Source organism: Streptomyces sp. NPDC000410 (assembly GCF_040300305.1).
GTDB lineage: Bacteria > Actinomycetota > Actinomycetes > Streptomycetales > Streptomycetaceae > Streptomyces.
In genome coordinates this window covers 24,469-50,450 of record NZ_JBEPDM010000017.1, presented here as the reverse complement: position 1 = coordinate 50,450, position 25,982 = coordinate 24,469, and the positions used below count along the sequence as shown (strand labels likewise).

Annotated in this window: 24 protein-coding genes and 1 riboswitch; of the genes, 12 read left to right on the top strand and 12 right to left on the bottom strand. The window is 67.1% G+C overall.

All coding sequences use genetic code 11. The features are described from left to right. Positions 1–4: 4 nt before the first annotated feature. Positions 5–211, bottom strand: coding sequence for a hypothetical protein (locus tag ABT342_RS19090; RefSeq protein ID WP_351574753.1), 207 nt, complete (start codon positions 209–211; stop codon positions 5–7). A 130-nt stretch (positions 212–341) separates the two neighbouring features. Here ABT342_RS19090 and ABT342_RS19085 point away from each other — a divergent pair, with 130 nt between their 5' ends. Continuing rightward, positions 342–1,316 (top strand): carbohydrate kinase family protein, encoded by a 975-nt coding sequence (locus ABT342_RS19085; protein ID WP_351574750.1) that lies wholly within the window; start codon positions 342–344, stop codon positions 1,314–1,316. Between the two features lie 148 nt (positions 1,317–1,464). On the opposite strand, the gene ABT342_RS19080 is transcribed toward ABT342_RS19085, so the two are convergent. Then, positions 1,465–2,829 carry a cysteine desulfurase/sulfurtransferase TusA family protein gene (locus tag ABT342_RS19080; RefSeq protein WP_351574748.1) on the bottom strand — a complete coding sequence of 455 codons (1,365 nt, stop codon included), beginning with the start codon at positions 2,827–2,829 and terminating at the stop codon, positions 1,465–1,467. A 270-nt stretch (positions 2,830–3,099) separates the two neighbouring features. Here ABT342_RS19080 and ctaC point away from each other — a divergent pair, with 270 nt between their 5' ends. The 4 genes from ctaC to ABT342_RS19060 all read left to right on the top strand — a co-directional run bounded on the left by ctaC (position 3,100) and on the right by ABT342_RS19060 (position 7,556). After that, positions 3,100–4,065, top strand: a complete 966-nt coding sequence (ctaC, locus tag ABT342_RS19075; RefSeq protein WP_351574746.1) for an aa3-type cytochrome oxidase subunit II — start codon at positions 3,100–3,102, stop codon at positions 4,063–4,065. Next, entirely contained in the window at positions 4,062–5,792 is a 1,731-nt protein-coding gene (ctaD, locus tag ABT342_RS19070; protein WP_351574743.1) for an aa3-type cytochrome oxidase subunit I, read from the top strand. Before ctaC ends, ctaD begins: the two co-directional genes overlap by 4 nt. Further along, positions 5,789–6,187: a cytochrome c oxidase subunit 4 gene (locus tag ABT342_RS19065; protein WP_351574740.1), complete on the top strand. Its 399-nt coding sequence runs from the start codon at positions 5,789–5,791 to the stop codon at positions 6,185–6,187. The genes ctaD and ABT342_RS19065 overlap by 4 nt, the downstream gene beginning before the upstream one ends. Positions 6,188–6,305: 118 nt before the next feature. Beyond that, complete coding sequence (locus tag ABT342_RS19060; RefSeq protein ID WP_351574737.1) at positions 6,306–7,556, top strand: L,D-transpeptidase; 1,251 nt, start codon at positions 6,306–6,308, stop codon at positions 7,554–7,556. A gap of 13 nt (positions 7,557–7,569) precedes the next feature. Here ABT342_RS19060 and ABT342_RS19055 read toward each other — a convergent pair whose 3' ends face one another. After that, positions 7,570–7,971 carry a DNA-binding transcriptional response regulator gene (locus ABT342_RS19055; RefSeq protein ID WP_351574733.1) on the bottom strand — a complete coding sequence of 134 codons (402 nt, stop codon included), beginning with the start codon at positions 7,969–7,971 and terminating at the stop codon, positions 7,570–7,572. Between the two features lie 190 nt (positions 7,972–8,161). Here ABT342_RS19055 and ctaE point away from each other — a divergent pair, with 190 nt between their 5' ends. The 7 genes from ctaE (at position 8,162) to idi (ending at position 15,815) form a co-directional block, all read left to right on the top strand. Continuing rightward, a complete protein-coding gene (ctaE, locus tag ABT342_RS19050; protein WP_351574730.1) occupies positions 8,162–8,782 on the top strand; it encodes an aa3-type cytochrome oxidase subunit III in 621 nt (206 codons plus the stop codon). Positions 8,783–8,862: 80 nt separating this feature from the next. Beyond that, on the top strand, positions 8,863–9,672 hold the full coding sequence (gene qcrC, locus ABT342_RS19045; RefSeq protein ID WP_351574727.1) for a cytochrome bc1 complex diheme cytochrome c subunit: 810 nt from the start codon (positions 8,863–8,865) through the stop codon (positions 9,670–9,672). Next, a complete protein-coding gene (gene qcrA, locus ABT342_RS19040) occupies positions 9,669–10,721 on the top strand; it encodes a cytochrome bc1 complex Rieske iron-sulfur subunit (protein WP_351574724.1) in 1,053 nt (350 codons plus the stop codon). Before qcrC ends, qcrA begins: the two co-directional genes overlap by 4 nt. Beyond that, positions 10,718–12,364, top strand: a complete 1,647-nt coding sequence (gene qcrB, locus ABT342_RS19035; protein WP_351574721.1) for a cytochrome bc1 complex cytochrome b subunit — start codon at positions 10,718–10,720, stop codon at positions 12,362–12,364. The genes qcrA and qcrB (ABT342_RS19035) overlap by 4 nt, the downstream gene beginning before the upstream one ends. Positions 12,365–12,596: 232 nt before the next feature. After that, positions 12,597–13,853 (top strand): cytochrome P450, encoded by a 1,257-nt coding sequence (locus tag ABT342_RS19030; protein WP_351574718.1) that lies wholly within the window; start codon positions 12,597–12,599, stop codon positions 13,851–13,853. A gap of 192 nt (positions 13,854–14,045) precedes the next feature. After that, the gene (trpD, locus tag ABT342_RS19025; protein ID WP_351574715.1) at positions 14,046–15,113 is read left to right on the top strand and encodes an anthranilate phosphoribosyltransferase; all 1,068 of its coding nucleotides are present in this window, start codon (positions 14,046–14,048) and stop codon (positions 15,111–15,113) included. A 126-nt stretch (positions 15,114–15,239) separates the two neighbouring features. Then, positions 15,240–15,815 (top strand): isopentenyl-diphosphate Delta-isomerase, encoded by a 576-nt coding sequence (gene idi / locus ABT342_RS19020; RefSeq protein ID WP_351574712.1) that lies wholly within the window; start codon positions 15,240–15,242, stop codon positions 15,813–15,815. Between the two features lie 36 nt (positions 15,816–15,851). Here idi and ABT342_RS19015 read toward each other — a convergent pair whose 3' ends face one another. From ABT342_RS19015 to ABT342_RS18975, 9 genes are all read right to left on the bottom strand, one after another. Continuing rightward, a complete protein-coding gene (locus ABT342_RS19015; protein WP_351574709.1) occupies positions 15,852–16,280 on the bottom strand; it encodes a PPOX class F420-dependent oxidoreductase in 429 nt (142 codons plus the stop codon). 38 nt (positions 16,281–16,318) lie between these two features. Then, on the bottom strand, positions 16,319–17,929 hold the full coding sequence (gene qcrB, locus ABT342_RS19010) for a cytochrome bc1 complex cytochrome b subunit (protein WP_351574706.1): 1,611 nt from the start codon (positions 17,927–17,929) through the stop codon (positions 16,319–16,321). 325 nt (positions 17,930–18,254) lie between these two features. Beyond that, positions 18,255–19,223, bottom strand: coding sequence for an aminotransferase class I/II-fold pyridoxal phosphate-dependent enzyme (locus tag ABT342_RS19005; protein WP_351574703.1), 969 nt, complete (start codon positions 19,221–19,223; stop codon positions 18,255–18,257). A gap of 19 nt (positions 19,224–19,242) precedes the next feature. Further along, positions 19,243–19,476: an acyl carrier protein gene (locus tag ABT342_RS19000; RefSeq protein ID WP_351574700.1), complete on the bottom strand. Its 234-nt coding sequence runs from the start codon at positions 19,474–19,476 to the stop codon at positions 19,243–19,245. 38 nt (positions 19,477–19,514) lie between these two features. Then, positions 19,515–20,528, bottom strand: coding sequence for a beta-ketoacyl-ACP synthase III (locus tag ABT342_RS18995; protein ID WP_351574697.1), 1,014 nt, complete (start codon positions 20,526–20,528; stop codon positions 19,515–19,517). A 117-nt stretch (positions 20,529–20,645) separates the two neighbouring features. Next, on the bottom strand, positions 20,646–21,659 hold the full coding sequence (locus tag ABT342_RS18990; RefSeq protein ID WP_351574694.1) for a phytoene/squalene synthase family protein: 1,014 nt from the start codon (positions 21,657–21,659) through the stop codon (positions 20,646–20,648). 59 nt (positions 21,660–21,718) lie between these two features. Beyond that, positions 21,719–23,503: a thiamine pyrophosphate-binding protein gene (locus ABT342_RS18985; protein WP_351574691.1), complete on the bottom strand. Its 1,785-nt coding sequence runs from the start codon at positions 23,501–23,503 to the stop codon at positions 21,719–21,721. A 37-nt stretch (positions 23,504–23,540) separates the two neighbouring features. Next, a complete protein-coding gene (locus ABT342_RS18980; RefSeq protein ID WP_351574688.1) occupies positions 23,541–24,224 on the bottom strand; it encodes a hypothetical protein in 684 nt (227 codons plus the stop codon). A 105-nt stretch (positions 24,225–24,329) separates the two neighbouring features. Next, the gene (locus ABT342_RS18975; RefSeq protein WP_351574685.1) at positions 24,330–25,289 is read right to left on the bottom strand and encodes a 3-oxoacyl-ACP synthase III family protein; all 960 of its coding nucleotides are present in this window, start codon (positions 25,287–25,289) and stop codon (positions 24,330–24,332) included. 560 nt (positions 25,290–25,849) lie between these two features. After that, a riboswitch (SAM riboswitch) is annotated at positions 25,850–25,967 on the top strand. The last annotated feature ends 15 nt before the right edge of the window (positions 25,968–25,982 follow it).

Below are 25,982 nucleotides of genomic sequence, written 5' to 3'. Positions count from 1 at the left end.
TTTCTCAGCCGCCGTACACCGGCATCGCGTCGACCAGCCGGGCGGACGCCGGGGAGATCACCACCCCGTGGATCAGTGACGGCGGCACCGGCGCGGAGGAGGGCGCCGGTGGTACGGCCCAGTGCGGCACCATCCGTGCGCTGTCACCGCGCAGCTCGGCCAGGCTGGTCTCGGAGTCCCGCCGCTCGCGCGGGGCGATGTGGTTGGGCATAGGGGCACCGTACGCACGGGGCTGCTGCGAAAAAAGACCTACTATCGGGTAGTTTCCCCACTTCGGCGGGGCTCTCCGGACCCGGTAGCGTTAACTGTCAACGCCGTCTCCCTCCCAGGAGCACCTCGCCGTGCGAATCGCAGTCACCGGCTCCATCGCCACCGACCACCTCATGACCTTCCCCGGCCGCTTCGCCGACCAGCTGGTCGCGGACCAGCTGCACACGGTCTCGCTCTCCTTCCTGGTCGACAACCTCGATGTGCGCAGGGGAGGGGTCGCCGCCAACATCTGCTTCGGAATGGGCCAGCTCGGCACCCGCCCGATCCTGGTCGGGGCAGCGGGCTCCGACTTCGACGAGTACCGCGCCTGGCTGGACCGGCATGGGGCCGACACCGCGTCCGTGCGGATCTCGGAGGTCCTGCACACGGCGCGCTTCGTCTGCACGACGGACGCGGACCACAACCAGATCGGCTCCTTCTACACGGGCGCGATGAGCGAGGCCCGGCTGATCGAGCTCAAGTCGGTCGCGGACCGCGTCGGCGGGCTGGACCTGGTGCTGATCGGGGCGGACGACCCGGAGGCGATGCTGCGCCACACGGAGGAGTGCAGGACGCGGAAGATCCCGTTCGCCGCCGACTTCTCGCAGCAGATCGCGCGGATGGACGGGGATGAGATCCGTACGCTGATGGAGGGCGCGACGTACCTCTTCTCCAACGAGTACGAGAAGGGCCTCATCGAGTCCAAGACCGGCTGGAGCGACGAGGAGATCCTGGGCCGCGTCGGCCACCGGGTGACCACGCTCGGCTCGCGCGGCGTGCGCATCGAGCGGGCCGGCGAGCCGGCCATCGAGGTCGGCTGCCCGGAGGAGGACGCCAAGGTCGACCCGACGGGTGTCGGCGACGCGTTCCGGGCGGGCTTCCTGTCGGGGCTGTCGTGGGGTGTGGGCCTGGAGCGGGCCGCGCAGGTCGGGTGCATGCTGGCGACGCTGGTGATCGAGACCCTCGGCACCCAGGAGTACACGCTGCGGCGCGCCCACTTCATGGACCGCTTCACGAAGGCGTACGGCGACGACGCCGCCTCCGAGGTCCGTACCTACCTGTCCTGACGGGTTCCTCTGGAGCCCCGCCGGCGATTGAGGCGCGGGGCTCCGGGGGCGGAGCCCCAGTTGTCGGGAAGGGGGGCCGGGCCGGGGGCTGTGTCCGATATGCGGCTCCGCCGCGTCGGCCCGCCGCAGGCGCCCCCTCCCGTACCGCTCAGCCCGTGCGGCGCACCACGTACGCCGAGCCCCGCGGCGCCGGACGCTCCCCCACGTACTCCTGGCCGCGCATCTCGCACCACGCCGGGATGTCGAGGCGCGCCGCCTCGTCGTCGGCGAGGACCGTCACGGTCCCGCCGACGGGGACGTTGCCGATGACCTTGGCCAGCTCGATGACGGGGATCGGGCAGCGCTTGCCGAGGGCGTCCACCACGAGGGAGGGCGCCTCGGCGGACGGCTCCGCCGAATCCGGTGCCCCCAGCCGGCGGCGGACCCCGGCGACGACCCCGGGCAGCACGTCGAGGAAGCGGTCGACGTCCTCCTCCGCCGTGCCCACCGGCAGGGACACCCGTACGTTCCCCCCGCTCAGTACGCCCATCGCCCGCAGGACATGGCTCGGGGTCAGCGTGGAGCTCGTACAGGAGGAACCCGAGGAGACGGAGAACCCCGCCCGGTCCAGCTCGTGCAGCACCGTCTCTCCGTCGACATAGAGACAGGAGAAGGTGACGAGGTGGGGGAGCCGGCGCACCGGATCGCCGACCACCTCGACGTCCGGGATCAGCTCGGGGACCCGGACGCGGATCCGGTCGACCAGGGCCCGCAGGCGTCCGGCCTCCGCCTCCGCCCCGTCCCGTACCGCACGCAGTGAGGCCGCGGCCGCCACGATCGCCGGGATGTTCTCGAAACCGGCCGCCCGCCCCGACTCCCGTTCGTCCGCCGGGCCTTGAGGGGCGAACCGGACACCCTTGCGCACCACCAGCAGCCCGACGCCCGCCGGACCGCCCCATTTGTGCGCACTCGCGGTCAGTAGCGACCAGGCCCCGTCGACCCGCCCCCACGGCAGGGACTGCGCCGCGTCGACGAGCAGGGGTACGCCCGCCGCCCGGCAGGCCTCGGCGACCTCCGCGACCGGCTGCTGCGTACCCACCTCGTGGTTCGCGGACTGGAGGCAGGCCAGTGCCGTGTCCTCCCGCAGCGCGGCGTCGAAGGCATCCGGCGTCACCGCGCCCGCGCGGCCGACCGGGACCTCGGTGACCGGCAGTCCCTCAGCCGCGTGCAGGACCGCGGAGTGCTCCACCGCGGATACGACCAGATGCCGACCGACACGCCGACGGCCCGCCATCGCCCCCGCGATCCCCGAATGAATCGCGCGGGTACCCGAAGAGGTGAAAACCAGCTCGTCCGGGCGGCACCCCACGGCCTCCGCGGCCGCCTCGCGGGCCGCGTCCAGCAGCAGCCGCGCCCGCCGCCCTTCCCGGTAGAGCCGGGCGGGGTCCGCCCACCCCTCGTCGAGAGAGGCCTGCAGGGCCTGCCGGGCGACGGGGTGCAGCGGAGCCGAGGAAGCGGCGTCGAAGTAAGGCACACATCCACGCTAACTCGCCCCCGGAGGCGCACGTCGAAGAGGGCGTCAGAAGGCTCTCGGAAGCCAGGAGTCCGGGCCCCGGAACTGCGCAGTCCACCCCTTCGGGTCGTCGGACGGCGCGTTGGGCACCCTCCCCGCGCGACCCCAAATTGCGTCCAGTAGGGTTTGGTCCGCATAAACATCCAAACCCCTGCCCGCGTCAGGGCCGGCGACCGACCAGCGAGACGGCCGCAGCCGGCCGCGCGGGCGAGACTCTCGGGAAGGCGCTACGTGAGTCCCAACGGCTCCGACCGCTCGTCGCGGCGCCCGATGCGGCGGAAGCTGCCGCAGGTGCTGACTGCGGGCCTGATCCTGGCGACCGCTACCGGTTGCACATACAAGGACTTCCCCCGCCTTGGAATGCCCACTCCCGTGACGGAGGAGGCTCCGCTCATCCTGCAGCTCTGGCAGGGATCGTGGGCGGCCGCACTCGTCACGGGTGTACTGGTATGGGGTCTGATCCTGTGGAGCATCATCTTCCACCGGCGCAGCCGCACCAAGATCGAGGTTCCCCCGCAGACCCGGTACAACATGCCCATCGAGGCCCTGTACACGGTGACCCCGCTCATCATCGTTTCGGTGCTCTTCTACTTCACCGCACGTGATGAGTCGAAGCTGCTCTCCCTCTCCCCCAAGCCGGCCCACACCGTGAACGTGGTCGGCTACCAGTGGAGCTGGGGCTTCAACTACGTCGAGAACGTGGACGGCAATGCCGGCACGGGCGACGCCAAGGCCGACAAGAACCTGAAGGCCATTCCGGACAAGTACTCCAAGAACTTCCCCGCGGGTGCGGAAGGCGTCTACGACGCCGGCATCCCCGGTGACCGGAACCCGCAGACCGGCAACCCCGGTCCGACCCTGTGGCTGCCGAAGGGGGAGAAGGTTCGCTTCATCCTGTCCTCCCGTGACGTCATCCACTCCTTCTGGGTGGTCCCCTTCCTGTTCAAGCAGGACGTCATCCCGGGCCACACCAACGTCTTCGAGGTGACGCCGAACCAGGAGGGCACGTTCCTCGGCAAGTGCGCCGAGCTCTGCGGTGTCGACCACTCCCGGATGCTCTTCAACGTCAAGGTCGTCTCCCCGGAGCGCTACCAGCAGCACCTGAAGGAGCTGGCCGAAAAGGGGCAGACCGGATTCATTCCGTCGGGCATTGAGCAGACGGACCCGGCCCGGAACGCGGAGAAGAACCAACTGTGAGCATCCTCAACGAACCTCAGGGTGCCGCCAAGACCGACGACTCGTACGAGAACGAGATCCCGGTCCGGCGCAGGCAGCCCGGCAATGTGGTGGTGAAGTGGCTGACCACCACCGACCACAAGACCATCGGTACGCTGTACCTGGTCACGTCGTTCGTCTTCTTCTGCATCGGCGGAGTCATGGCGCTCTTCATGCGCGCCGAGCTGGCCCGTCCGGGTATGCAGATCATGTCGAACGAGCAGTTCAACCAGGCGTTCACGATGCACGGCACGATCATGCTGCTGATGTTCGCGACGCCGCTGTTCGCCGGATTCGCGAACTGGATCATGCCGCTGCAGATCGGCGCGCCCGACGTGGCGTTCCCGCGGCTGAACATGTTCGCGTACTGGCTGTACCTCTTCGGCTCGATCATCGCGGTGGCCGGCTTCCTCACCCCGCAGGGTGCGGCCGACTTCGGCTGGTTCGCCTACTCCCCGCTCTCGGACGCCGTCCGTTCGCCGGGTGTCGGCGCCGACATGTGGATCATGGGTCTGGCCTTCTCCGGCTTCGGCACGATCCTCGGTTCGGTCAACTTCATCACCACGATCATCTGCATGCGCGCTCCGGGCATGACGATGTTCCGTATGCCGATCTTCGTCTGGAACGTGCTGCTGACCGGTGTGCTGGTCCTGCTCGCCTTCCCGGTGCTGGCCGCGGCCCTGTTCGCCCTGGAGGCGGACCGTAAGTTCGGCGCCCACATCTTCGACGCGGCCAACGGCGGCGCGCTGCTGTGGCAACACCTCTTCTGGTTCTTCGGCCACCCAGAGGTGTACATCATCGCCCTGCCGTTCTTCGGCATCGTCTCGGAGATCATCCCGGTCTTCAGCCGCAAGCCGATGTTCGGTTACATCGGTCTGGTGGCCGCGACCATCGGTATCGCCGGTCTGTCCGTGACCGTGTGGGCCCACCACATGTACGTCACCGGCGGCGTGTTGTTGCCGTTCTTCTCCTTCATGACCTTCCTGATCGCGGTACCGACCGGTGTGAAGTTCTTCAACTGGATCGGCACCATGTGGAAGGGCTCGCTGTCCTTCGAGACCCCGATGCTCTGGACGATCGGCTTCCTGATCACCTTCACCTTCGGTGGTCTGACCGGTGTCATCCTGGCCTCGCCCCCGATGGACTTCCACGTCTCCGACTCGTACTTCGTCGTCGCGCACTTCCACTACGTCGTCTTCGGCACCGTGGTCTTCGCGATGTTCGCCGGATTCCACTTCTGGTGGCCGAAGTTCACGGGCAAGATGCTGGACGAGCGGCTCGGCAAGATCACCTTCTGGACGCTGTTCATCGGCTTCCACGGCACGTTCCTCGTCCAGCACTGGCTGGGTGCCGAGGGCATGCCGCGCCGTTACGCGGACTACCTCGCCGCCGACGGCTTCACCGCGCTGAACACGATCTCGACGATCGCCTCGTTCCTGCTCGGTCTGTCGATCCTGCCGTTCCTCTACAACGTCTGGAAGACGGCGAAGTACGGCAAGAAGATCGAGGTCGACGACCCGTGGGGCTACGGCCGTTCGCTCGAATGGGCGACGTCCTGCCCGCCGCCGCGGCACAACTTCCTCACCCTGCCGCGGATCCGCTCCGAATCCCCGGCGTTCGACCTGCACCACCCGGAGATCGCGGCCCTCGACCAGCTCGAGCACGCCGGTCACGGTGCCATCACCGCTGACAAGGAGGCCGGCAAGTGAAGATCCAAGGCAGGATGTTCATCTGGCTGAGCGTCTTCATCCTCGCCATGGCCATTCTCTATGGCGTGTGGTCGAAGGAGCCGGCCGGTACGACGGCGCTGTTCCTGGCCTTCGGCCTGAGCATCATGATCGGCTACTACCTGGCCTTCACGGCCAAGCGTGTCGACGCCATGGCTCAGGACAACAAGGAGGCCGACGTCGCGGACGAGGCCGGTGAGGTCGGCTTCTTCTCCCCGCACAGCTGGCAGCCGCTGTCCCTGGCCGTCGGTGGTGCCTTCGCCTTCCTGGGCATCGCGATGGGCTGGTGGCTGGTGTACTTCTCGGCCCCGCTGATCCTCATCGGGATCTTCGGCTGGGTGTTCGAGTACTACCGCGGCGAGAACCAGAACCAGTAACGAGCGGTCCGCTCCGCATGACGCAGGGGCCCGGACACCACCCGATCGGGTGGTGTCCGGGCCCCTGTTTGCAGTCATCCGGCGCGCCGCCACCGGGCGTTCTTCATAGCGTGTGCTCATGAACGACATGCCGCGCAAGCGCATCGCAGTGAGCGTCACCGCACTGGTGCTGGCCATCGGGGCGGCCATGGCCGCATGTGACGGCCAGGAAGGCCACCCGTTGTCCGCGAGGCCGTACGACGCGGCACGTCAGGTCGCCGTCAACGCGCCCACGGGGAACGCCAAGGCGAACCTGGACAAGCCCCTGGAAGTCACCGCCAAGGGCAAGGACGGCCGGATAACCGACGTCACCGCCGTCGACTCGGCCGGCCGCTATCTGGCGGGCGAACTCGCCGCCGACGGCAGCATATGGCGCTCCACGGGCCCGCTCCTGGCCGGAACGCGCTACACCGTCAAGGTCTCCACGGAGGACGAGAACGGGGCGCCGGGGATCCGTATACGCACGTTCGACACGGCCGCGGCCAAAAAGGTCATGAAGGTCGAACTGGGGCCGAAGTCCGGCACGTACGGCGTCGGCCAGCCCCTCACGGCGGAGCTCGGCGCGCCGGTGAAGTCCAAGGACGCCAGGGCGGCCGTCGAGCGCTCCCTGAAGGTCACCTCCATGCCTCCGGTGGACGGCGCCTGGCACTGGGTGGACGACAAGAAGCTGCACTTCCGGCCCAAGGAGTACTGGCCGGTGGGCGCCACGGTCCAGGTGCGCAGCACTCTGGAAGGCGTCAAGGTCGGCGACAAGCTCTACGGAGGCCCCGCCGAGCCCGTCGAACTGACCATCGGCGACCGGATCGAGGCGATAACGGACGCCGGCTCGCACCGGATGACGGTCAAGCGCAACGGAAAAGTGATCAACACCATTCCGGTGACCACCGGCAAACCGGGCTTCTCCACCCGTAACGGCGTCAAGGTGGTGCTCGGCAAGGAGTACTTCGTACGGATGCGCGGCACCAGCATCGGGATACCCGCGGGCAGCTCCGAGTCCTACGATCTGCCCGTCTACTACGCCACGCGCGTCACCTGGAGTGGTGAATACGTCCACGCCGCGCCGTGGTCCGTCGGCTCCCAGGGCAACGACAACGTCAGCCACGGCTGCACCGGGATGTCCACGAGCAACGCCGCCTGGTTCTTCAACACCGTCCGTCAGGGCGACATAGTCGAGGTCGTCAACAGCCTCGGCAGCGGAATGGACCCGTTCGGCAACGGCTTCGGCGACTGGAACATAGCGTGGGACGACTGGCGGGACGGCAGCGCCCTGCTCGACGGGACCCGAGGCGGCGGCCGCGTCGAGGCGGCACGCCTCCGCCCGCAGGTGTAGGGGATGTCCCGGCTCAGTGGTTGGCGCCCAGCCTCGCACGCAGCAGACCGGCCAGGGCGTCCGCGAACTCGACGGGTTCGACCGGAAGGGTCACCGCCGCGTCCGCACGGCTCCAGGTGGCCAGCCAGGCGTCCTGAGGGCGCCCCATGAGCACCAGCACGGGCGGGCAGTGGAAGATCTCGTCCTTGATCTGCCGGCAGACGCCCATACCGCCGGCGGGAACCGCTTCGCCGTCCAGTACGCAGACGTCGATGCCGCCCTTGTCCAGCTCCGCGAGCACCGCGGGCAGCGTGGCGCACTCGAGGAACTCGACCGGGGGAACGTCGGCGGCCGGGCGACGGCCCGCGGCCAGCCGTACCTGTTCGCGGGTGTTGGCGTTGTCGCTGTACACCAGCACCGTGGCGGTCGACTGCATGGTTCCTCCGGTTCGTCAGGGAGAACTTCGGGTGCACCGATGCGCGGGAGCCTACCCCTCCCGACGCGTTGTCAGCACCGGTTCGGAAGCGTCGATGACGGCATTTCGATGGGCCGTTCGGGCTGGACAGGGGGTACGGACACACCGAACGGCACCCCCCGGAGTGAGGGCTGGATAAGCGACCGACATAATGTCGGTCGTGGCGACAGCAACGACAGTAGAAACCGGGCACGCGCACCCGTCGGTCAATCGGCCGAACCTCACCAGCGTCGGAACCATCATCTGGCTGAGTTCCGAGCTGATGTTCTTCGCGGCCCTCTTCGCGATGTACTTCACCCTGCGATCGGTGACGGGTGCCGAGTATTGGTCCGAGCAGGCGGCTCACCTGAACTTCCCGTTCTCGGCGGCCAACACCACGATCCTGGTGCTTTCCTCCCTCACCTGCCAGCTCGGCGTTTTCGCCGCCGAGCGCGGTGATGTGAAGAAGCTCAGGACGTGGTTCATCATCACGTTCGTGATGGGTGCGATCTTCATCGGCGGCCAGGTGACCGAGTACACCGAGCTGGTCAAGGACGCGGGCATGTCGCTCTCGTCCGGACCGTACGGCTCGGTCTTCTACCTGACCACCGGCTTCCACGGTCTGCACGTGACGGGCGGTCTCATCGCCTTCCTGCTGGTTCTCGGCAGGACGTATGCGGCCAAGAGGTTCACCCACGAGCAGGCAACCGCCGCCATCGTCGTGTCCTACTACTGGCACTTCGTCGATGTCGTCTGGATCGGCCTCTTCGCCACGATCTACATGATCAAGTAGTCGGGTCCGTACCCGCCGGGTCCATACCCGCACACATTCCAGAAGCATCGACGCAGAAGATCCTGACACCGGGGTAATCCGTGAAAAAGCTCTCCGCACGACGACGCCATCCGCTGGCGGCGGTCGTCGTCCTACTCTTCGCGCTGGCGGCCACTGGGGGGCTGTACGCCGCGTTCGCACCCGCGGACAAGGCGCAGGCCGATGAAACCGCCCAGTCCCTCGCCATCGAGGAGGGCAAGAAGCTCTACACCGTCGGCTGCGCCAGCTGCCACGGAACCGGCGGTCAGGGCACTACCGACGGCCCGTCCCTGGTCGGCGTCGGTTCCGCCGCCGTGGACTTCCAGGTCAGCACCGGCCGTATGCCCGCACAGCAGCCGGGCGCCCAGGTGCCGAAGAAGCCGAACATCTACACCCAGGCCCAGATCGACCAGCTCTCCGCGTACATCGCGTCGCTGGGCGCCGGCCCCATCACGCCGACCGAGAAGCAGTACAGCGTGGAGGGTGCCAGCGTCGCCAACGGTGGCGAGCTGTTCCGCAACAACTGCGCCCAGTGCCACAACTTCACCGGTGAGGGCGGCGCCCTCACCCACGGCAAGTACGCGCCGAGCCTCGCAGGCGTGAGCGAGAAGCACATCTACGAGGCCATGCAGACCGGCCCGCAGAACATGCCCTCCTTCCCGGACACGACCATGCCGGAGAAGGAGAAGAAGGACATCATCGCGTACGTCAAGACCGTCAACGGTGACCAGACGGTGAACCCCGGCGGTCTGAAGCTGGGTGGTCTCGGCCCCGTCACCGAGGGTCTGTTCGCCTGGATCTTCGGTCTGGGCGCCTTGATCGCAGTTGCCATCTGGGTCGCGGCCCACACCGCTAAGGCCAAGAAGTCATGAGTAGCCAAGACATTCCAGAAGAGAACCTGCCGGCAGGGCAGGAGCACGCGCACGGAGAGGTCGCGGTCAAGGACGACCCGTTCGCCGACCCCGGTCTCCCCGCGCACAAGCCGCGCATCCAGGACATCGACGAGCGGGCCGCCAGGCGTTCCGAGCGTACGGTCGCCCTGCTGTTCACGGTGTCGATGCTTGCCACGATCGGTTTCATCGCGTCCTACGTGATCTTCCCGGTCGACATGAACATCTACGTCTGGCCGATCGGTCACATCAGCGCGCTGAACTTCGCGCTCGGTATGACGCTGGGCATCGCCCTCTTCTGCATCGGCGCGGGCGCGGTCCACTGGGCCCGCACCCTGATGTCCGACGTGGAGGTCGCGGACGACCGTCACCCGATCGCGGCCGAGCCCGAGGTCCGGGCCAAGGTCCACGCCGACTTCCGGGCGGGCGCCGAGGAGTCCGGCTTCGGCCGGCGCAAGCTGATCCGCAACACCATGTTCGGCGCGCTGGCCATGGTGCCGCTCTCCGGCGTGATGCTGCTGCGCGACCTGGGCCCGCTGCCCGAGCTCAAGCTGCGCAAGACGCTGTGGGCCAAGGGCAAGCGGCTCATGAACATGAACACGGGCCAGGCGCTCCGTCCTGAGGACATCGTCGTCGGTTCGCTGACCTTCGCCATGCCCGAGGGTCTGAAGGAGCACGACCACAGCTTCCAGAACGAGATCGCCAAGGCCGCCCTGATGATCGTCCGGATCCAGCCGGAGGACATCAAGGACAAGCGCGAGCTCGAGTGGTCGCACGAGGGCATCGTGGCGTACTCGAAGATCTGCACCCACGTCGGTTGCCCGATCTCCCTGTACGAGCAGCAGACCCACCACGTCCTCTGCCCGTGCCACCAGTCCACCTTCGACCTCGCCGACGGCGCCCGTGTCATCTTCGGCCCGGCCGGTCACGCCCTTCCGCAGCTGCGGATCGGAGTGAACAAGGGGGGCTACCTCGAGGCGCTCGGCGACTTCGAAGAGCCCGTCGGTCCTGCCTTCTGGGAGCGCGGATGAGTACCAACACGCAGACGTCAGCCGCAGGCGCGGCGGGCAACCGCAAGGCACCCGCGGGCGAGCGGGTAGCCGACTGGGCGGACGGCCGGCTCGGGATCTACTCCCTGGCCAAGGCCAACATGCGCAAGATCTTCCCGGACCACTGGTCCTTCATGCTGGGTGAGGTCGCGCTCTACAGCTTCATCATCATCATCCTCACGGGTGTGTACCTGACGCTGTTCTTCCACCCGTCGATGAACGAGGTGGAGTACCACGGCTCGTACGTGCCGATGCAGGGTGTCCTGATGTCGGAGGCGTACGCCTCGACGCTGGAGATCAGCTTCGACGTGCGCGGTGGTCTGCTGATCCGGCAGATCCATCACTGGGCCGCGCTGATCTTCCTCGCGGCGATGTTCGTGCACATGATGCGCGTGTTCTTCACGGGCGCGTTCCGCAAGCCGCGTGAGATCAACTGGCTGTTCGGCTTCCTGCTGTTCGTCCTCGGCATGTTCACCGGCTTCACCGGTTACTCGCTCCCGGACGACCTGCTCTCCGGCACCGGTCTCCGCATCGGTCAGGGTCTGGTTCTGTCCATCCCGGTGGTCGGTACCTACATCTCGATGTTCCTGTTCGGCGGGGAGTTCCCCGGAACGGACTTCGTGGCGCGGTTCTACTCGATCCACATCCTGCTGCTGCCGGGCATCATGCTCGGCCTGCTGGTGGCGCACCTGATCCTGGTCTTCTACCACAAGCACACGCAGTTCGCGGGTCCCGGTCGGACCAACAACAACGTCGTGGGCATGCCGCTGCTGCCGGTCTACATGGCCAAGGCCGGAGGCTTCTTCTTCCTGGTCTTCGGTGTCATCGCGGCCGTCTCGGCCGTCGCGCAGATCAACCCGATCTGGTCGATGGGTCCCTACCGTGCGGACCACATCTCCACCGGTGCCCAGCCCGACTGGTACATGGGCTTCTCCGAGGGACTCGTCCGCATCATGCCGGGCTGGGAGATCAACGTCTGGGGCCACACGTTCGTCCTGGGCGTGTTCATCCCGCTGATCGTCTTCGGTCTGATGCTCATGGCGCCCGCGGTGTACCCGTTCATCGAGTCCTGGGTCACCGGGGACAAGCGGGAGCACCACATCCTGGACCGGCCGCGCAACGCGCCGACCCGTACCGCGCTCGGTGCCGCATGGCTCACGATGGTCTTCGTGGCGATGATCGGTGGTGGAAACGACCTCTGGGCGACCCACTTCAGCCTGTCGATCAATGCGGTCACCTGGTTCTGCCGGATCTTCCTGTTCGCCGGACCGGTCATCGCGTTCATCGCGACGAAGCGGATCTGCCTGGGTCTCCAGCGCCGCGACAAGGACAAGGTCCTGCACGGTCGCGAGACCGGCATGATCAAGCGTCTGCCGCACGGTGAGTTCATCGAGGTCCACGAGCCGCTGTCGCAGGCCAAGCTGCACACGCTCACGGCGCACGAGCAGTACGCGCCGCTCGAGCTCGGTGCGACGGTCGACGAGAACGGCGTCGAGAGCAAGCCGACCCGCAAGCAGAAGCTGCGCGCGAAGCTCAGCAAGGGCTACTTCGGCGAGGAGAACCAGATTCCCAAGCCGACGGCGGAGGAGTACCGGGAGATCACCAGCGGCCACGGCCACCACTGATGAGCACCGTTTGCTGAAACCACGGTGAGGCCCCGCGGAAATACTTCCGCGGGGCCTCACCCTTTTGTTGCCCTTTTACGGCGTCCGGCCGAAGTTGATCGTTACCTCTTCGTAATATCCACCCTGTGGGGCGAGAGATAAGATCATCCGAGTTAGTGATCTTGAACGTGTGGTGAGACGGTCTCGACGGGCGGCGGCCCTGAGCCGGCGCGCAGACGGGGGAAAATCAAGAATGTCCAATCCTGAGGTCAACACCGGTTTCCCGTTCGATCCGGCGGACCCGGAATTCCGGCGCGATCCCTATCCGGTCTACCGCAAGCTCCGGGACGACCACCCGGTGCTGCGAGGCCCGCTGGGCGCGTGGGTGGTCAGCCGCTACAAGGACACCGAGGTCCTGCTGCGGGACCGCCGGCTCGGCAAGGACCTGAGCAGCACCCAGTTCTTCGCCCAGGCCGCCGGCGCCGAGGGCGAGGAGCCGCCGCCGTTCCTCGGTCTGGGCATGGACGGCTGGGACTCCAACCTCTTCAAGCTGCTGGACCCGCCGGAGCACACCCGTCTGCGGAATCTGGTCGCCGCGCCTTTCACGCCTTCCGCGGTCGAGAACCTGATCAAGTCCGTGACCGTGGTCGTCGATGAATTGCTCGACGAGCTGCCCGAGCGTTTCGACGTCATGGATTTGCTGGCCATGCCGCTTCCCGTTCGCGTCCTGGGCGACATGATGGGAATTCCGCGGGAGGATCAGGAACTCTTCACAGCGTGGTCCTCCGAGATCGCCCGGATTCTGGAGCTGGGAGCGGAGCCGCCGCAGGACCTCGCCGAGGCCTGCCAGAAGGCGGTCGCCCAGTGTACGGAGTACTTCGTCAAGGTCCTCCAGGAGCGGGAGCAGGGGGACGGCGACGACCTGATCTCCAAGCTCGCCCGCAGCCCCAAGGAGATCGCCGACGACCTGACGGTCCACCAGATCGCCGCGGTCTGCGTGCTCCTCATCGTTCCCGGGCTCGACACCTTCTCCAACCTGATCGGAAACGCCGTCGCGCTGCTCGCGGAGCACCCCGAGGCGCTGACCCGGCTCGCCGAGGACCCGGCGCTCGCGGACGACGTCGTCGACGAGGTGCTGCGCCTGGAGCCCCCGACGCACGCCTCCTGGAGGGTCGCGACGGAGCCGATCGAGCTGCACGGCGAGACCATCCAGCCGGGTGACGTGGTGCTCCTGATGCTGGCGGCCGCCAACCGTGACGAGCGGGTCTTCCCGGACCCCGACTCCTTCACCCTCGGCGCCCACGGCCGCAAGCACCTCTCGTTCGGCCGCGGCATCCACTACTGCCTGGGCGACAACCTGTCCAAGCTGATGGCCAAGGAAGCGCTCATCGGCCTGGCGAAGCGCGCCGCCACCCTGACGCTCGAGGACGACGAGGTCGCGCTCAAGCCGGGTATCTGGCTGCGCGGTCCGTCCCGGCTTCCCGTGGTGGTGGAGCGGCGGGCCGGCTGAGTCCGGCCCTTGACCCCGGCCGCTCACTATGCGGGCCGACACCCGGGGGAGTGGGGACGTCGATAGGCTGGACCGGGGCAGAGGCCGCGTCGGCACGCTGTTCGTCGACGTGGTGATCCCGCCCGCAGCCCTGTCGTCCGATCTCCGGTCCAGCGGTCCCCGACTGGGCAGGCACACCCAGGAGCGTGGAGTATGAGCACGGTTCCCTTCGCCGGTTCGTCCGCCGGAGGCGTCCCGCGGAACTGGCCAGACGTGCTGAGCGCGCTGCTGGCCGGGCAGGATCTGAGCGCGGACGCCACCGCTTGGGCGATGGACCGCATCATGCGCGGCGAAGCCAGCGACGTACAGATCGCCGGCTTCGCCGTGGCACTCCGCGCCAAGGGGGAGACGGTCGAGGAGATCACGGGTCTCGTACGCACGATGTACGAGCACGCGCATCTCATCGAGGTACCCGGGGCCACCGTCGACATCGTCGGCACCGGTGGCGACCGCGCCAAGACCGTCAACATCTCCACGATGGCGTCCATCGTGGTCGCCGGTACCGGAGCCACGGTCGTCAAGCACGGCAACCGGGCCTCCTCCAGCGCCTCCGGTTCCTCGGACGTCCTGGAGAAGCTCGGTGTCAATCTCGAGCTGACCCCTCAGCGCGTCCAGGAGGTCGCCGCCGAGGCGGGCATCACCTTCTGCTTCGCGGTGAAGTTCCACCCCTCGCTGCGGCACGTGGCGGTGGCGCGCAGGGAACTGGGCATCGCCACCACCTTCAATTTCCTCGGTCCGCTGACCAACCCGGCCCGGGTGCGTGCCCAGGCCACGGGTGTCGCGGACGCGCGTATGGCTCCGATCCTCGCCGGTGTGCTGGCCGAACGCGGCTCGTCCGCGTTGGTCTTCCGGGGGGACGACGGGCTGGACGAGCTCACGACGACCGGTACGTCCACGGTGTGGATCGTCCGGGACGGGAAGGTCCGGCAGACGTCCTTCGACCCGCGCGACGTGGGCATCGAACTGGTGCCGATCGAGGCACTGAGGGGCGCGGACGCCTCCTACAACGCCGAGGTGGCGCGCCGTCTGCTGGCCGGTGAGCGCGGTCCGGTCAGGGACGCCGTACTGCTCAACTCGGCTGCCGCCCTCGTGGCGTTGGAGCCCAGTGACGCTCCGCTGCCCGAGCAGATCGCCGAGGGGATGGCCAAGGCCGCCCACTCCATCGACTCGGGCGCGGCCAAGGCCGCCCTGGAGCGCTGGGTGGCGGCCACGACGACCTGACGCCGGGACGCGTGGCGCCACCCTTCTTCTTGATCTTCTAGACCTTCATTACAGAACGTGACCGCAAGTAAACGTCTGAGCGTGCCCTTAACGGGTACGTGATGTCTCGAAACAGGGGTTGAAACAGTGGCATCCATTCCGTCCTCGCAGGATCTGCCCAGCGAACCGATTCTCCTCGAGCTGGTCGATGCCGACGGCCGGACGATCGGAACCGCCGAGAAGCTCTCGGCGCACCAGGAGCCGGGGCAGCTGCACCGCGCGTTCTCGGTGTTCCTCTTCAACGGGGAGGGGCACCTGCTGCTCCAGCAGCGGGCTCTGTCGAAGTACCACTCGCCCGGCGTGTGGTCCAACACCTGCTGCGGTCACCCCTACCCCGGTGAAGACCCCAAGGCCGCCGCCACGCGGCGGGTCGGTGAGGAACTCGGACTCTCCGAGTTCACGCTGACGCCGGCCGGAACGGTGACCTATCACCACCCCGACGAGATCTCGGGCCTGGTGGAGAAGGAGTTCAACCACCTCTTCGTGGGCATCGTCGACCAGCCGGTCGACCTGAATCCGGACGAGGTGAACGACACCCGGTACGTGACCCGCCAGGAGCTGAAGGAACTGCAGCAGGAGAAGCCGGTTTCCGCCTGGTTCGACACCGTGCTGGAAGCCGCTCTTCCGGAGATCCGCCGTATCGCTTCCGGCGGCGGCTGGTAAAGGCGCCCCTGAAGGGCGTGGCCGCCGCGGGAGGCTTCAGTTCAGGCTGTAGGTGTGGGCGGGCTGCCACGCCGGGCCGAGGAGCAGCTGGCGGGGGCCGGCCGGGGTGATGCGGATGCCCACGGTTCCGTCCAGGCCGTTGCGGAACCGGTGCAGGGCGAGCGCCAGCAGCGCGGTGACACCGTACTTGTTGATCACATGGGTCCGGTACCGCACCGTCAGCTCCGGTCCGCACAGGGTCGCCTTGGCGCGCAGCAGGCCCTCGTCGCCCGGACAGGCGGCGATGAGCAGGGTCCGGCAGCTGCGTACCCACTGAGCGGGTGGTGAGTCGGTGGGTACGCAGATGCCGAGGGCGTTGCCGTCGGCCACCACCCAGGCGGCCGTCCGCACGGGCGCGCCGTCCGGGGTGAACGTGGTGACCCAGAGGCGCCGGGCGGAGGCGAGTTCGTCGCTTCGATAAGGCACGCGATGCTCCTTGCCCGCGCTCGGCGCCGCCGGGGGAATCAGTGGTGGCCGTGGCCGCTGCTGATCTCCCGGTACTCCTCGGCCGTCGGCTTGGGAATCTGGTTCTGCTCGCCGAAGTAGCCCTTGCTGAGCTTCGCGCGGAGCTTCTCGGAGAGCGTGACCTTGCGCTCGACACCGTGCTCGTCGACCTTCGGCGCGAGCTCGACCGGCCGGAACTGCTCGTGCGCCGTGAGCGTGTGCAGCCTGCCCTGCGGGAGCGGCTCGTGGATCTCGACGAACTCTCCGTGCGGCAGGCGCTTGATGATGCCGGTCTCGCGACCGTGCAGGACCTTGTCCTTGTCGCGGCGCTGGAGTCCCATGCAGATCCGCTTGGTCACGATGAACGCGAGGACCGGGCCGGCGATGAAGGCGATCCGGACGAACCACGTGATCGAGTTGATCGACAGGTGGAGGTGGGTCGCCCAGAGGTCGTTTCCGCCACCGATCAGCATGACCATGTACATCACGACCCACCCCACGCCGAACGCGGTACGGGTCGGCGCGTTGCGCGGGCGGTCAGCGATGTGGTGCTCGCGGTCGTCACCGGTGAGCCAGGACTCGAAGAACGGGTACGCCGCGAGGATCACCAGCAGCAGCCCGAAGAGCACCAGCGGGATGAACACGCCGAGGACCAGTGTGTGTCCCCAGAGGTTGATCTCCCAGCCCGGCATGAACCGGATCAGTCCCTCGGCGAAGCCCATGTACCAGTCGGGCTGGGCGCCGGTGGACACCATGTCCGGGCGGTACGGGCCGATGGCCCAGATCGGGTTGATCTGGGCGATGGCCGAGATGATGGCGATGACACCGAAGACCAGGAAGAAGAAGCCTCCGGCCTTGGCCATGTAGATCGGCAGCAGCGGCATGCCGACGACGTTGTTGTTGGTCCGGCCGGGGCCCGCGAATTGCGTGTGCTTGTGGTAGAAGACCAGGATCAGGTGTGCCACCAGCAGGCCGAGCATGATGCCCGGCAGCAGCAGGATGTGGATCGAGTAGAACCGGGCCACGAAGTCCGTGCCGGGGAACTCCCCGCCGAAAATGAACATCGAGAGATACGTGCCGATGATCGGCGTGGACAGGATCGCGCCCTGCGTGAAGCGGACACCGGTGCCGGAGAGCAGGTCGTCCGGCAGCGAGTAACCGGTGAATCCGGTGAACATGCCGAGGACGAACAGCGAGAACCCGAACACCCAGTTGATCTCACGCGGCTTGCGGAACGCGCCCGTGAAGAACACGCGCATCATATGGATGAACATCGCCGCGAGGAAGAGCAGCGCGGCCCAGTGGTGGATCTGCCGGATCAGCATTCCGCCGCGCACGTCGAAGCTGATCTCCAGCGTCGAGGCGTACGCCTCCGACATCAGGACACCCTGCATCGGCACGTACGAACCGTGGTACTCCACCTCGTTCATCGACGGGTGGAAGAACAGCGTCAGATATACACCCGTGAGGATGATAATAATGAAGGTGTAGAGCGCGACCTCACCCAGCATGAAGGACCAATGGTCCGGGAAGATCTTGCGCATATTGGCCTTGGCCAGGCCGTAAATGCCCAGCCGGCCGTCCGCCCAGTCCGCGACCCGCTCACCCGCAGGCGCCTGCTCCCGAGCCATTGCACTCCTGTCCGCGAAATAACAAGACGCCAGAATTATTCGCACGATCCGGGTTGGCGGGCATCCCGGCTCCGCCCGGATGCAGCGCCGCACGACGCAGTCACGATAAGGGCCGTCGACCGGCGAACTGGCGATTCTCCTGCGTGTCGTCACGCCACGTCACACCCGGCCGCCGTGCAACCATTCCCAAAATTCATCCATTTGGCGCACACGCATCTGCGGATTCGCCGGAAGTCCCTCGAAAACGACTGAGCCCGTCGGCATGGATGCCGACGGGCTCAGTGGTTCTGGGCTCTGTGGTTCTGGAGTCCGGTGCGGAGAGGGCCTACCGCGGGGAGGAGAGAGCGGAGAGCACCGCGTCGTTCGACGCCCGCTCGCCGATGGTCAGCCGGACGCCGTCGCCGGGGTACAGGCGTGCCCGGACGCCGACGCGGTCCAGCGCGGCCCCCACCTGGTCCACCCTGGCCGGCTCGTCGAGCCAGAGGAAGTTCGTGTGGCTGGGCAGCACGCTCCAGCCGGACTCCGTCAGGCCTCGGACCACGCGCTCACGTTCCGCCACGATATGCCGCACGCGGTCCTCGAGCTCACGCTGCTCGCGAATGGACGCCTCCACCGCGACCACCGAGAGCGAGCTCATCGAGTAGGGCAGCCGGAACTTGTTGATCCGCTCGGCCATCTCCGGGTGGGCCACGCCGTAACCGACGCGCATGCCGGCCAGGCCGTACGCCTTGGAGAAGGTACGCAGCACCAGCAGATTCGGGTACTGCCGCACCCACTTCAACGAGTCGGGCCGCTGAGACCGCTCGACGAACTCGATGTAGGCCTCGTCCAGAACGATCAGGGTGTCGGCCGGGATCAGCCCGATGAATTCCTCGAGCTCGTCCGCCGAGAGCAGCTGCCCCGTCGGGTTGTGGGGATTGCAGACGATGACCGCGTCCGCATCGGCCGCGGCTTCCTTCGCCACCCCCGTCAGGTCCTGATGGCCGCCGGGCAGGAGCGGCACCTGCACCGCGCGTGCCCCGGTCATGTCGGCCAGCAGGGGATACGCGTCGAAATTGCGCCACCCGTACACCAGCCCGTTGCCGGGCCGTACGTGTGCCTGGAGTGCCTGGAGCGCGACTCCCACGGACCCGGACCCGACGACGACCCACTCCTCGGGGAAGCCGAGCCATTCCGCCACGACGGATTGCAGGTGCTCCGGATAGAACTCCGGATATCTGTTGATGCTGCCGGCCCCGCGCGCGATCTCCTCGGCCACCGAGGCGAGCGGGGGGAGCGGGTTCTCGTTCAGCATCAGTAGGTGATCCATCGGGTTACCCCACACCCTGGGACTTCAGGAGCTCCCGCGCTTCGTCGAGGGTCGACCCGATGCCCAGCTCGTTGCCGTTCAGCATCGTCGGCAGCTCGAAATGACGCTCGAGAAGAATGATGAACTCGACCACGCCCATCGAATCTATGCCGGATTCCTGGAAGGTGGAGCCACTGAACAGGGCATTGGTGGAGTCGGGAAACCTTTCATTGATCAAGGCCTTGAGCTTTTCGTCCACGATGTCCGTCGTCCTTATCTCGCTGTTGTTTTGGATGGTCAGCGTTCGCCGCCGACGGCGGTGATGCCGGGCCACGTGAGAGCCGCGGACCCCCAGCTGAGACCGCCGCCGAAACCGGTGAGCACCACACGCTGCCCCGCCTCGAGCCGACCGTCGGCGGACGCGTCGGCGAGGGCCAGGGGAATGGACGCGGCGACGGTGTTCCCGACCCGGTCGACGTTCTTGACCACACGGTCCGCGGAGACGCCCAGTTCCCGCGCACAGGCGTCGAGGATGCGCACGTTGGCCTGATGCGGGACGACGTGATCGATGTCCTCGGCATCCCACGCGACGTCCTTCAGGACGGAGCGCACCGATGAGGTCATGTGCCGGACGGCGCGTGCGAAGACCTGCGGCCCGTCCATGTGGAAGTAGGTGTCCGCCTCCTCCGCCGTCACACCGCTGCCGCGCTGCTCGGACCCGCCGGCGGGAACGGTGATCAGGTCGACCCCGCGACCGTCGCTGCCGAGGTCGAACCCGCGCAGCGCCCCGGCTTCCTCGTGGTCTCCCGCGCGCAGCACCACGGCTCCGGCCCCGTCACCGAAGATGACCCGGGTGGTCCGGTCACCGGGGTCGAGGATGGTCGAGAAGGTGTCGGCCCCGATGACGAGCGCGGTCTTCGCCACCGAGGTGCCGATGAGCCCCGCCGCCGTCGCCAGGCCGTACACGAAGCCGGTGCACACCGCCGCCACGTCGAAGGCGGCGACGCCGCTCAGTCCGAGCCGGGAGGCGACGACGGGGGCCGTCGCCGGGCACGGGCGGTCCGGTGTGCTGGTGGCCACGACGACGACGTCCACGCCGGTGACGCCCGCCGATTCCAGCGCGCGGCGCCCCGCTTCCGTGGCGAGATGGCCGGTGCTGACTCCGGGGTTCACGACATGCCGCCGAGTGATGCCCGTCCGGGTTCTGATCCACTCGTCGGAGGTGTCCAGCTCGGCCGCGAGCATGTCGTTGGTGACGACACGCGGTGGAACCCACGTCCCGAGCCCGCAGATGACCGCGGCTCGTGTCATGTGTGTACTCCTTGGGTCTGTGTCTGTCCTGTCGCGAGCGTGTGCCGTCGTCCGGTCGAACGGACCGGACGACGGCACACGGCGGGCAGGCTCCGGCCGATCAGGCGCCCCGGCCGCTCAGGAGGCGTCGCCGGCGTAGGGCGGACGGATCCGGTAGCCGGTCCGCTCCGCCTGCTGGTTGATCTTCTTGGCCCGGGCCACGGCGGCGGCCGTACGCGGGATCATCCGGGCCGACACGAAGTCGAGGCCCTTGCGCGGGTTCTTGAAGAACGCGTAGTCGTTCTTGACCAGCTCCGGAATCATGGCGTCATGGGTCTGGATGTCGGTCTCCATGAACGTCCGCGAGGTCGGGTGCAGCGTCCGGGGCCACGGCCGGCCGGCGTCCAGATGGGACTTGGCCAGGTCGATCTCGAACTGCATCAGCTCGCGTACGGCCTCGCTGATGTAGCCGCTGCCGATCTGCCGGGACAGGTCGGTCCTGGTCAGGCCGAAGCGGGCCAGGTGGTCGTTGGGCAGGTAGAGCCGCCCGAGCTCCAGGTCCTCCTGCACGTCCCAGACGAAGTCGAGCAGCTGGAACGCCGTGATGGTGTGACGGCACAGCTCCTCGGCGTCCGGGCTCTGCGGCTCGAAGAGCTGGTTGATCCAGACGGCCGGGAGCAGGGTCACGGTCTGGATGAACTCGTCGAGGTGCTTCTCGTCGGTGTACTCGAACGTCCTGAGCGCCTGACGGTGACCGTCGACGAACTCCGGTACACGCAGGTAGGGAAGATCCCAGGTCCGCATCATGTGGACGAGTGCGCGGGCGAGCGCCGCGTCCGTCTCCTCGGCGCGGGAAAGCGGCTTGTCGCTCTCCACCGCCTCGCCCTTGGCGATGGCCATGTAGGTGCGTTCCCACTCGTCGAGCCGCTGGGAGCGGATCTCGAGGCTGTGGTTGATGTCGTCGGCCAGGTCGTCGACGTAGCAGACGAAGGCGAAGAAGACGTCGAAGTAGGGCCGCTTGGCCGCCGGGAACATGTAACGGCCCAGGAAACGCCCCCGGCCGATGTCCCGGAACAGCTTGGAGCTGACGAGATAGTCCGAGCGCAGCTTGGAGTCCGTGATCCCCGCGAGATCGAGCTCATGAACAGTCATGTGATCTTTTCCTGGTTGTTGGTTGGAGCGTTGCTGAGGCGCGCCGCCCCCGCTGCACGTCAGGCCGTCGCCATCGTTTCGGCGTCGTGGTACGAGGCGAGGTCCTGCCAGGGCCTCGGCACCGCGACGGTGGGCTCGTCCGGCGGAAGGAACGCGGCGAACGGAGGGACTTCCTCCACCTCCAGGCGCAGCTCCAGCACACCTGTCGGATGGGACCTGCGGCGGTGGTCGGACAGGAGCGCGACCAGTTCCGACCGGGTCCCGGCACTGCCGACCCACAGCTGGTCCGGTGTTCCGAGTCCCCGCGCCACCGACTGCACGTCCACCGGTGTGTACTGCACGGTCGTGATACGGGAATCGAAGAAGGTCTGCTGCCGGGTGGCGCACATGCCGTGCATGCCGTTGTTGAAGACGACGAAAAGTACCGGCAGGCCGAGTTCCACCGCCGTGTGCACTTCGAGACCGCTCATCAGGAAGGCACCGTCGCCGCAGAACACCACGCTCCGGGTGCCTTCGGGCGAGCCGAGCTGCGCTCCGACCGCGCCCGGGATGCTGTATCCCATACCGCCCATGCCCAGGGCGATCGTCGAGGACGAGCCGGGCGGGACGGACGCGTAGTGCATCGAGGCGACGGCGCAGTTGCCGGCGTCGTAGAGCAGATGCCCGTCGCGGGGCAGGTACTCCTCGATGATGCCGACGGCCTCGCTCTGCAGGAGGGCGTCGCTCTCGGCCGGAGTCTCGCGGCCGGGGACGGGAGTGGCCGGCCGCGGTACGAACCGCGTCAGTTCGTACCCCTCGCAGGACGGTGCGGTGAACGGTTCGGTGTCCAGCAGCCGTCCCAGCCGGTGGAACACCTGGCTGGCGTCGCCCCGCACCACGGTGTCGGTGACGGCGGACCGCAGCAGTTCGCCGGGGTCGATGTTGACCGCGGCGAACTTCCGCGGGTCCACGCCGGACAGCGCGCCCCTGGTCATCATGGCCAGGCCGGTGCCCACCAGCACCACGAGGTCCGACTTCTCCACGTAGGACGCGGCCGAGGGGTGGCCGCCCCCGCCGACGACTCCCAGGTAGAGGGGATCGTCGTTGGGGAACTCGCCCCGGGCGCCCATCGTGGTGAGGACCGGGATGCGCGCCCGCTGGGCGAAGAGCCGCACGGCGTCGGGGTCGCAGGACCGGCGTACCCCGTGGCCGAGCACCAGGACGGGGGCGGTCGCCTCGCGCAGCCGGCCGAAGAGCTCGCGCACCTCGCCGTCGTCCACCGGCTGGGGCTGGATGAACGCGCTGATGTCGCTCGGCCAGTCGGCGGGGAAGGGTCCTACCTCCAGCTCGTAGGAGTCCCTGGGGATGAGGAGAGCCACCGGGCCCATCCGCCCGCTGAGAGCGGTTTCGATCGCGTCCCTCAACTGGGCCCAGAACACACGGGGATCGGTGATCCGGACGGTCTTCTTGGTGACCGAGGCGAGCATGGAGAGCCCGTCCACCGTCCGCCCGATTCCGGAGGAGTCCTGGAACGACCCCCGGCCGTCCAGGGCCGCGGGCGGCTGGCCGACTAATGCCAGTACGGGCACGGACTCGGCGTGGGACTCGGCCAGTCCCGCGACGAGATTCATCATTCCGCCGCCGGAAGTCGAACAGCAGACTCCCAGAGTGCGGTGGACCCGGGCGCGGGCGTCGGCCATGAAGGCCGCGCCGTCCTCGCGCTTGGCGAGGACGGAGGTCAGCCGCCCGTTGCCCAGTCGTTCGATGGAATCGTGGATGTGCTCGATGTTCGCGCCACTGACACCGAAGACGTAGCGAGTGTCCAGCTCGCGCAGTGCAGTGACTATGGCGTCGGCTATCCGCATGGTTACCCCCGTGTGAGCGCCGGTGGAGAGCTGGGTTTTACTCCTTCGGCAGCGAGCCGAAGCGGTGCTCGAGGATCTTCTTCAGGTTGCCCATCTCGATGCTGTGCCCGGCGTGGAACACCGGCCAGATGTCACCCACCCACACGCGGTCGGTGCGGGCGCGGCCCTCGGCGATGTAGTCCGGGACGTCGGTGGTCGCGCGGTCGTAGTACGGGTGCTTGCAGTTGGTCCACAGCACGACCGTGCCCGGCTTGTTGAACACCTTGGCGGAGTCGATGATCGTGAGGTAGTAGCGCATCCACAGCTCGTGGCCCTGGTCCCAGGCGCACGGGTAGATGACGAGGCCCTGCTCCGGGCCCTTCTGGGCGTCGGCGCGGATGTAGATGTCCGTGTCCGGCTGGATCATCTCGTCGGCGCGGTACAGGCCACCGCCCAGGTGCTTCATGTTGCGGATGCTGTACGTCCACTCCTCGAGCGAGCGGGCGTTGGCGGCGTACTCGAAGACGATGTCGTACGGCACATTGATGTGCTCGGCGAGCGAACAGTACTGCCCGAATATCTCGCTGTGGTCGTACGTCTCCTTCGTCTTGCTCTCCATCAGCTTCATCATGTCGTCCATGCTGGTGTTCTCGTTCCACACCAGGCCGAGGTCGAGCAGATCGGAGTTGTCGAGCTGGTAGTTCTGGGCAAGCCCGGACTCGTCCGGCGTACGGATGGCCATGATCGCTCCCGTTATGGTTGAGATTTTTTCGATGGCGCGGTGATTGGGCCCGCGCCGAGAGAACCCGCGGTGCATGCATCCGCGGTGGTCGAGCCGGCGTGCGGATCAGTTCCAGCGCCAGACCATCGAGGCCACCAGTTCTCCACCGTGCGAGAACGTGGCGAAGGTCAGGACGTCGCCGCTCGAAATCTTGCCCTTTTCCAGGGCTTCGGCGAATGTCACCGGCAGAGAGCTCTGGAACATGTTGCCGTAATGTCCCAGCGTGTCATAGGCCCGGGAGTCGTCGAAACCGCAGCGCTTGCGCCATTCCGCGATGTAGCTCTCGTTGGGCTGGTGGGTGAAAAGATACGAGACGTCCTCGTTCTCCACACCTGCCTTCTCCAGGGCGATGGAAACGGCCTTGGGCAGCTGCTCCATGGTGACCGCCCACAAACGGGCGAGCATGTTCTGGTTGAACTTCACGGTGAGCGGTCCGGAGCCGCCGGCCCAGAACGGCAGGTCGATGGCGTCCACCGTGTCGGGCTCGACCCGCAGGGCGCCCCAGTTCTCGCCGAAGGCCTGCTCGTGCACGGACAGCACGGTCGGCTCCTCCCCGGCGACCAGCAGGGTCGCGGAGGCGCCGTCGCCGAGGACGAAGGACTCGGGGGTCTTCTGGAAGTCCTCCAGGCGCGACACGAAGTTCGTCACCGTGACAACGGCGACCTTCCGGTACTGACCGGAATCGATGAACGCTTTGGCCGTGTTGATGGACGAAATCCATGAACAGCAGCCGTTGTCCACCTGGAGGACGCCCGCCTTGGTCGCTCCGACCGCGTGCTGAATCGCGGTGCCGACGCCCGGTGAGAACGTGTCGTTGAGCTGGGCGGAACAGATGATCATGTCCAGCTCGCTCGCCTGCACACCGTTGCGCTCAAGGAGCTTCTTCAGTGCCTCGGTGCCGAGCTGGGTGGAGTTGTATTCCGGCGAGGCGAAGCGTCGCTCATGCACGCCGGCGAAGAAGGAGTGATCGCTCAGCTCGTTGCTTTCGCCGAGCAGATCGCTGTTGCGTACCACTCGTTCCGGCATGAAGTTGACTACGTCGACGATGCGCGTAGAAGTCACAAGTATTCCCGATCTCAGGGGGGATGGCGTTTAAAGCGTAATGACGCAGCCGTCGCGTGGATCCGCAGAAACTCTGAACTGATTCATGTAACCGCCCCCGGTTTTTATCTTCGCGTGGCAATTGGTCTGTGCCGGCCTTAGTGGCTGTCGCGAGAACTGATCATGACTCTATTGTTGTCCGGGTTACGGATGTATCACGCTCATGTAACGGATTGATTGCGTTCGTTCGACGGGGAAGGTTGTCGTCGACGGTCGGGAGTGTCGACGGTCACCCGTAATTGATCAAGGATTTGTTGACTTGAAAGTGGGGCCCCTGGTATGCGTGGAGATGGTGAAACCGCTTGTCAGCGAAGTAACTTGACTGACCGTCGGTAACTGGGTCCCCGGCAGGGTGGCTGGTTCCCTTCCTTGCTTCCGGCCCCGTGGTGCGGGGTCCACGGTGTGAGACGGGTGTCCACGAGGTGTCTCACCAGGTGGACAGGGGGATGCTCATCGCCTCCCGGTGTGTGTAACACTGCTCGTCAGGTCATGAGTGACAGCGACTACGGCCCCGGCCCGCTGTCCGGCAACCCTCCGTCCGTGGCGGGGTGCCCCGGGTGAAGACCAGGCCGTGGGCAACAAGGCCCACGGCAAGCGCGGACCCCTCGGACATCGGTG

Coding starts and splice junctions, on each gene's coding strand:
- qcrA (WP_351574724.1), top strand. CDS start 9,669: ATGAGTAGCCAAGACATTCCAGAAGAGAACCTGCCGGCAGGGCAGGAG.
- ABT342_RS18995 (WP_351574697.1), bottom strand. CDS start 20,528: ATGACACGAGCCGCGGTCATCTGCGGGCTCGGGACGTGGGTTCCACCG.
- ABT342_RS19030 (WP_351574718.1), top strand. CDS start 12,597: ATGTCCAATCCTGAGGTCAACACCGGTTTCCCGTTCGATCCGGCGGAC.
- trpD (WP_351574715.1), top strand. CDS start 14,046: ATGAGCACGGTTCCCTTCGCCGGTTCGTCCGCCGGAGGCGTCCCGCGG.
- ABT342_RS19090 (WP_351574753.1), bottom strand. CDS start 211: ATGCCCAACCACATCGCCCCGCGCGAGCGGCGGGACTCCGAGACCAGC.
- qcrB (WP_351574721.1), top strand. CDS start 10,718: ATGAGTACCAACACGCAGACGTCAGCCGCAGGCGCGGCGGGCAACCGC.
- ABT342_RS19005 (WP_351574703.1), bottom strand. CDS start 19,223: ATGCTGAACGAGAACCCGCTCCCCCCGCTCGCCTCGGTGGCCGAGGAG.
- ABT342_RS18990 (WP_351574694.1), bottom strand. CDS start 21,659: ATGACTGTTCATGAGCTCGATCTCGCGGGGATCACGGACTCCAAGCTG.
- ABT342_RS18980 (WP_351574688.1), bottom strand. CDS start 24,224: ATGGCCATCCGTACGCCGGACGAGTCCGGGCTTGCCCAGAACTACCAG.
- qcrB (WP_351574706.1), bottom strand. CDS start 17,929: ATGGCTCGGGAGCAGGCGCCTGCGGGTGAGCGGGTCGCGGACTGGGCG.
- ABT342_RS18985 (WP_351574691.1), bottom strand. CDS start 23,503: ATGCGGATAGCCGACGCCATAGTCACTGCACTGCGCGAGCTGGACACT.
- ctaE (WP_351574730.1), top strand. CDS start 8,162: ATGTCGGTCGTGGCGACAGCAACGACAGTAGAAACCGGGCACGCGCAC.
- ABT342_RS19055 (WP_351574733.1), bottom strand. CDS start 7,971: ATGCAGTCGACCGCCACGGTGCTGGTGTACAGCGACAACGCCAACACC.
- ABT342_RS19060 (WP_351574737.1), top strand. CDS start 6,306: ATGAACGACATGCCGCGCAAGCGCATCGCAGTGAGCGTCACCGCACTG.
- ABT342_RS18975 (WP_351574685.1), bottom strand. CDS start 25,289: ATGCCGGAACGAGTGGTACGCAACAGCGATCTGCTCGGCGAAAGCAAC.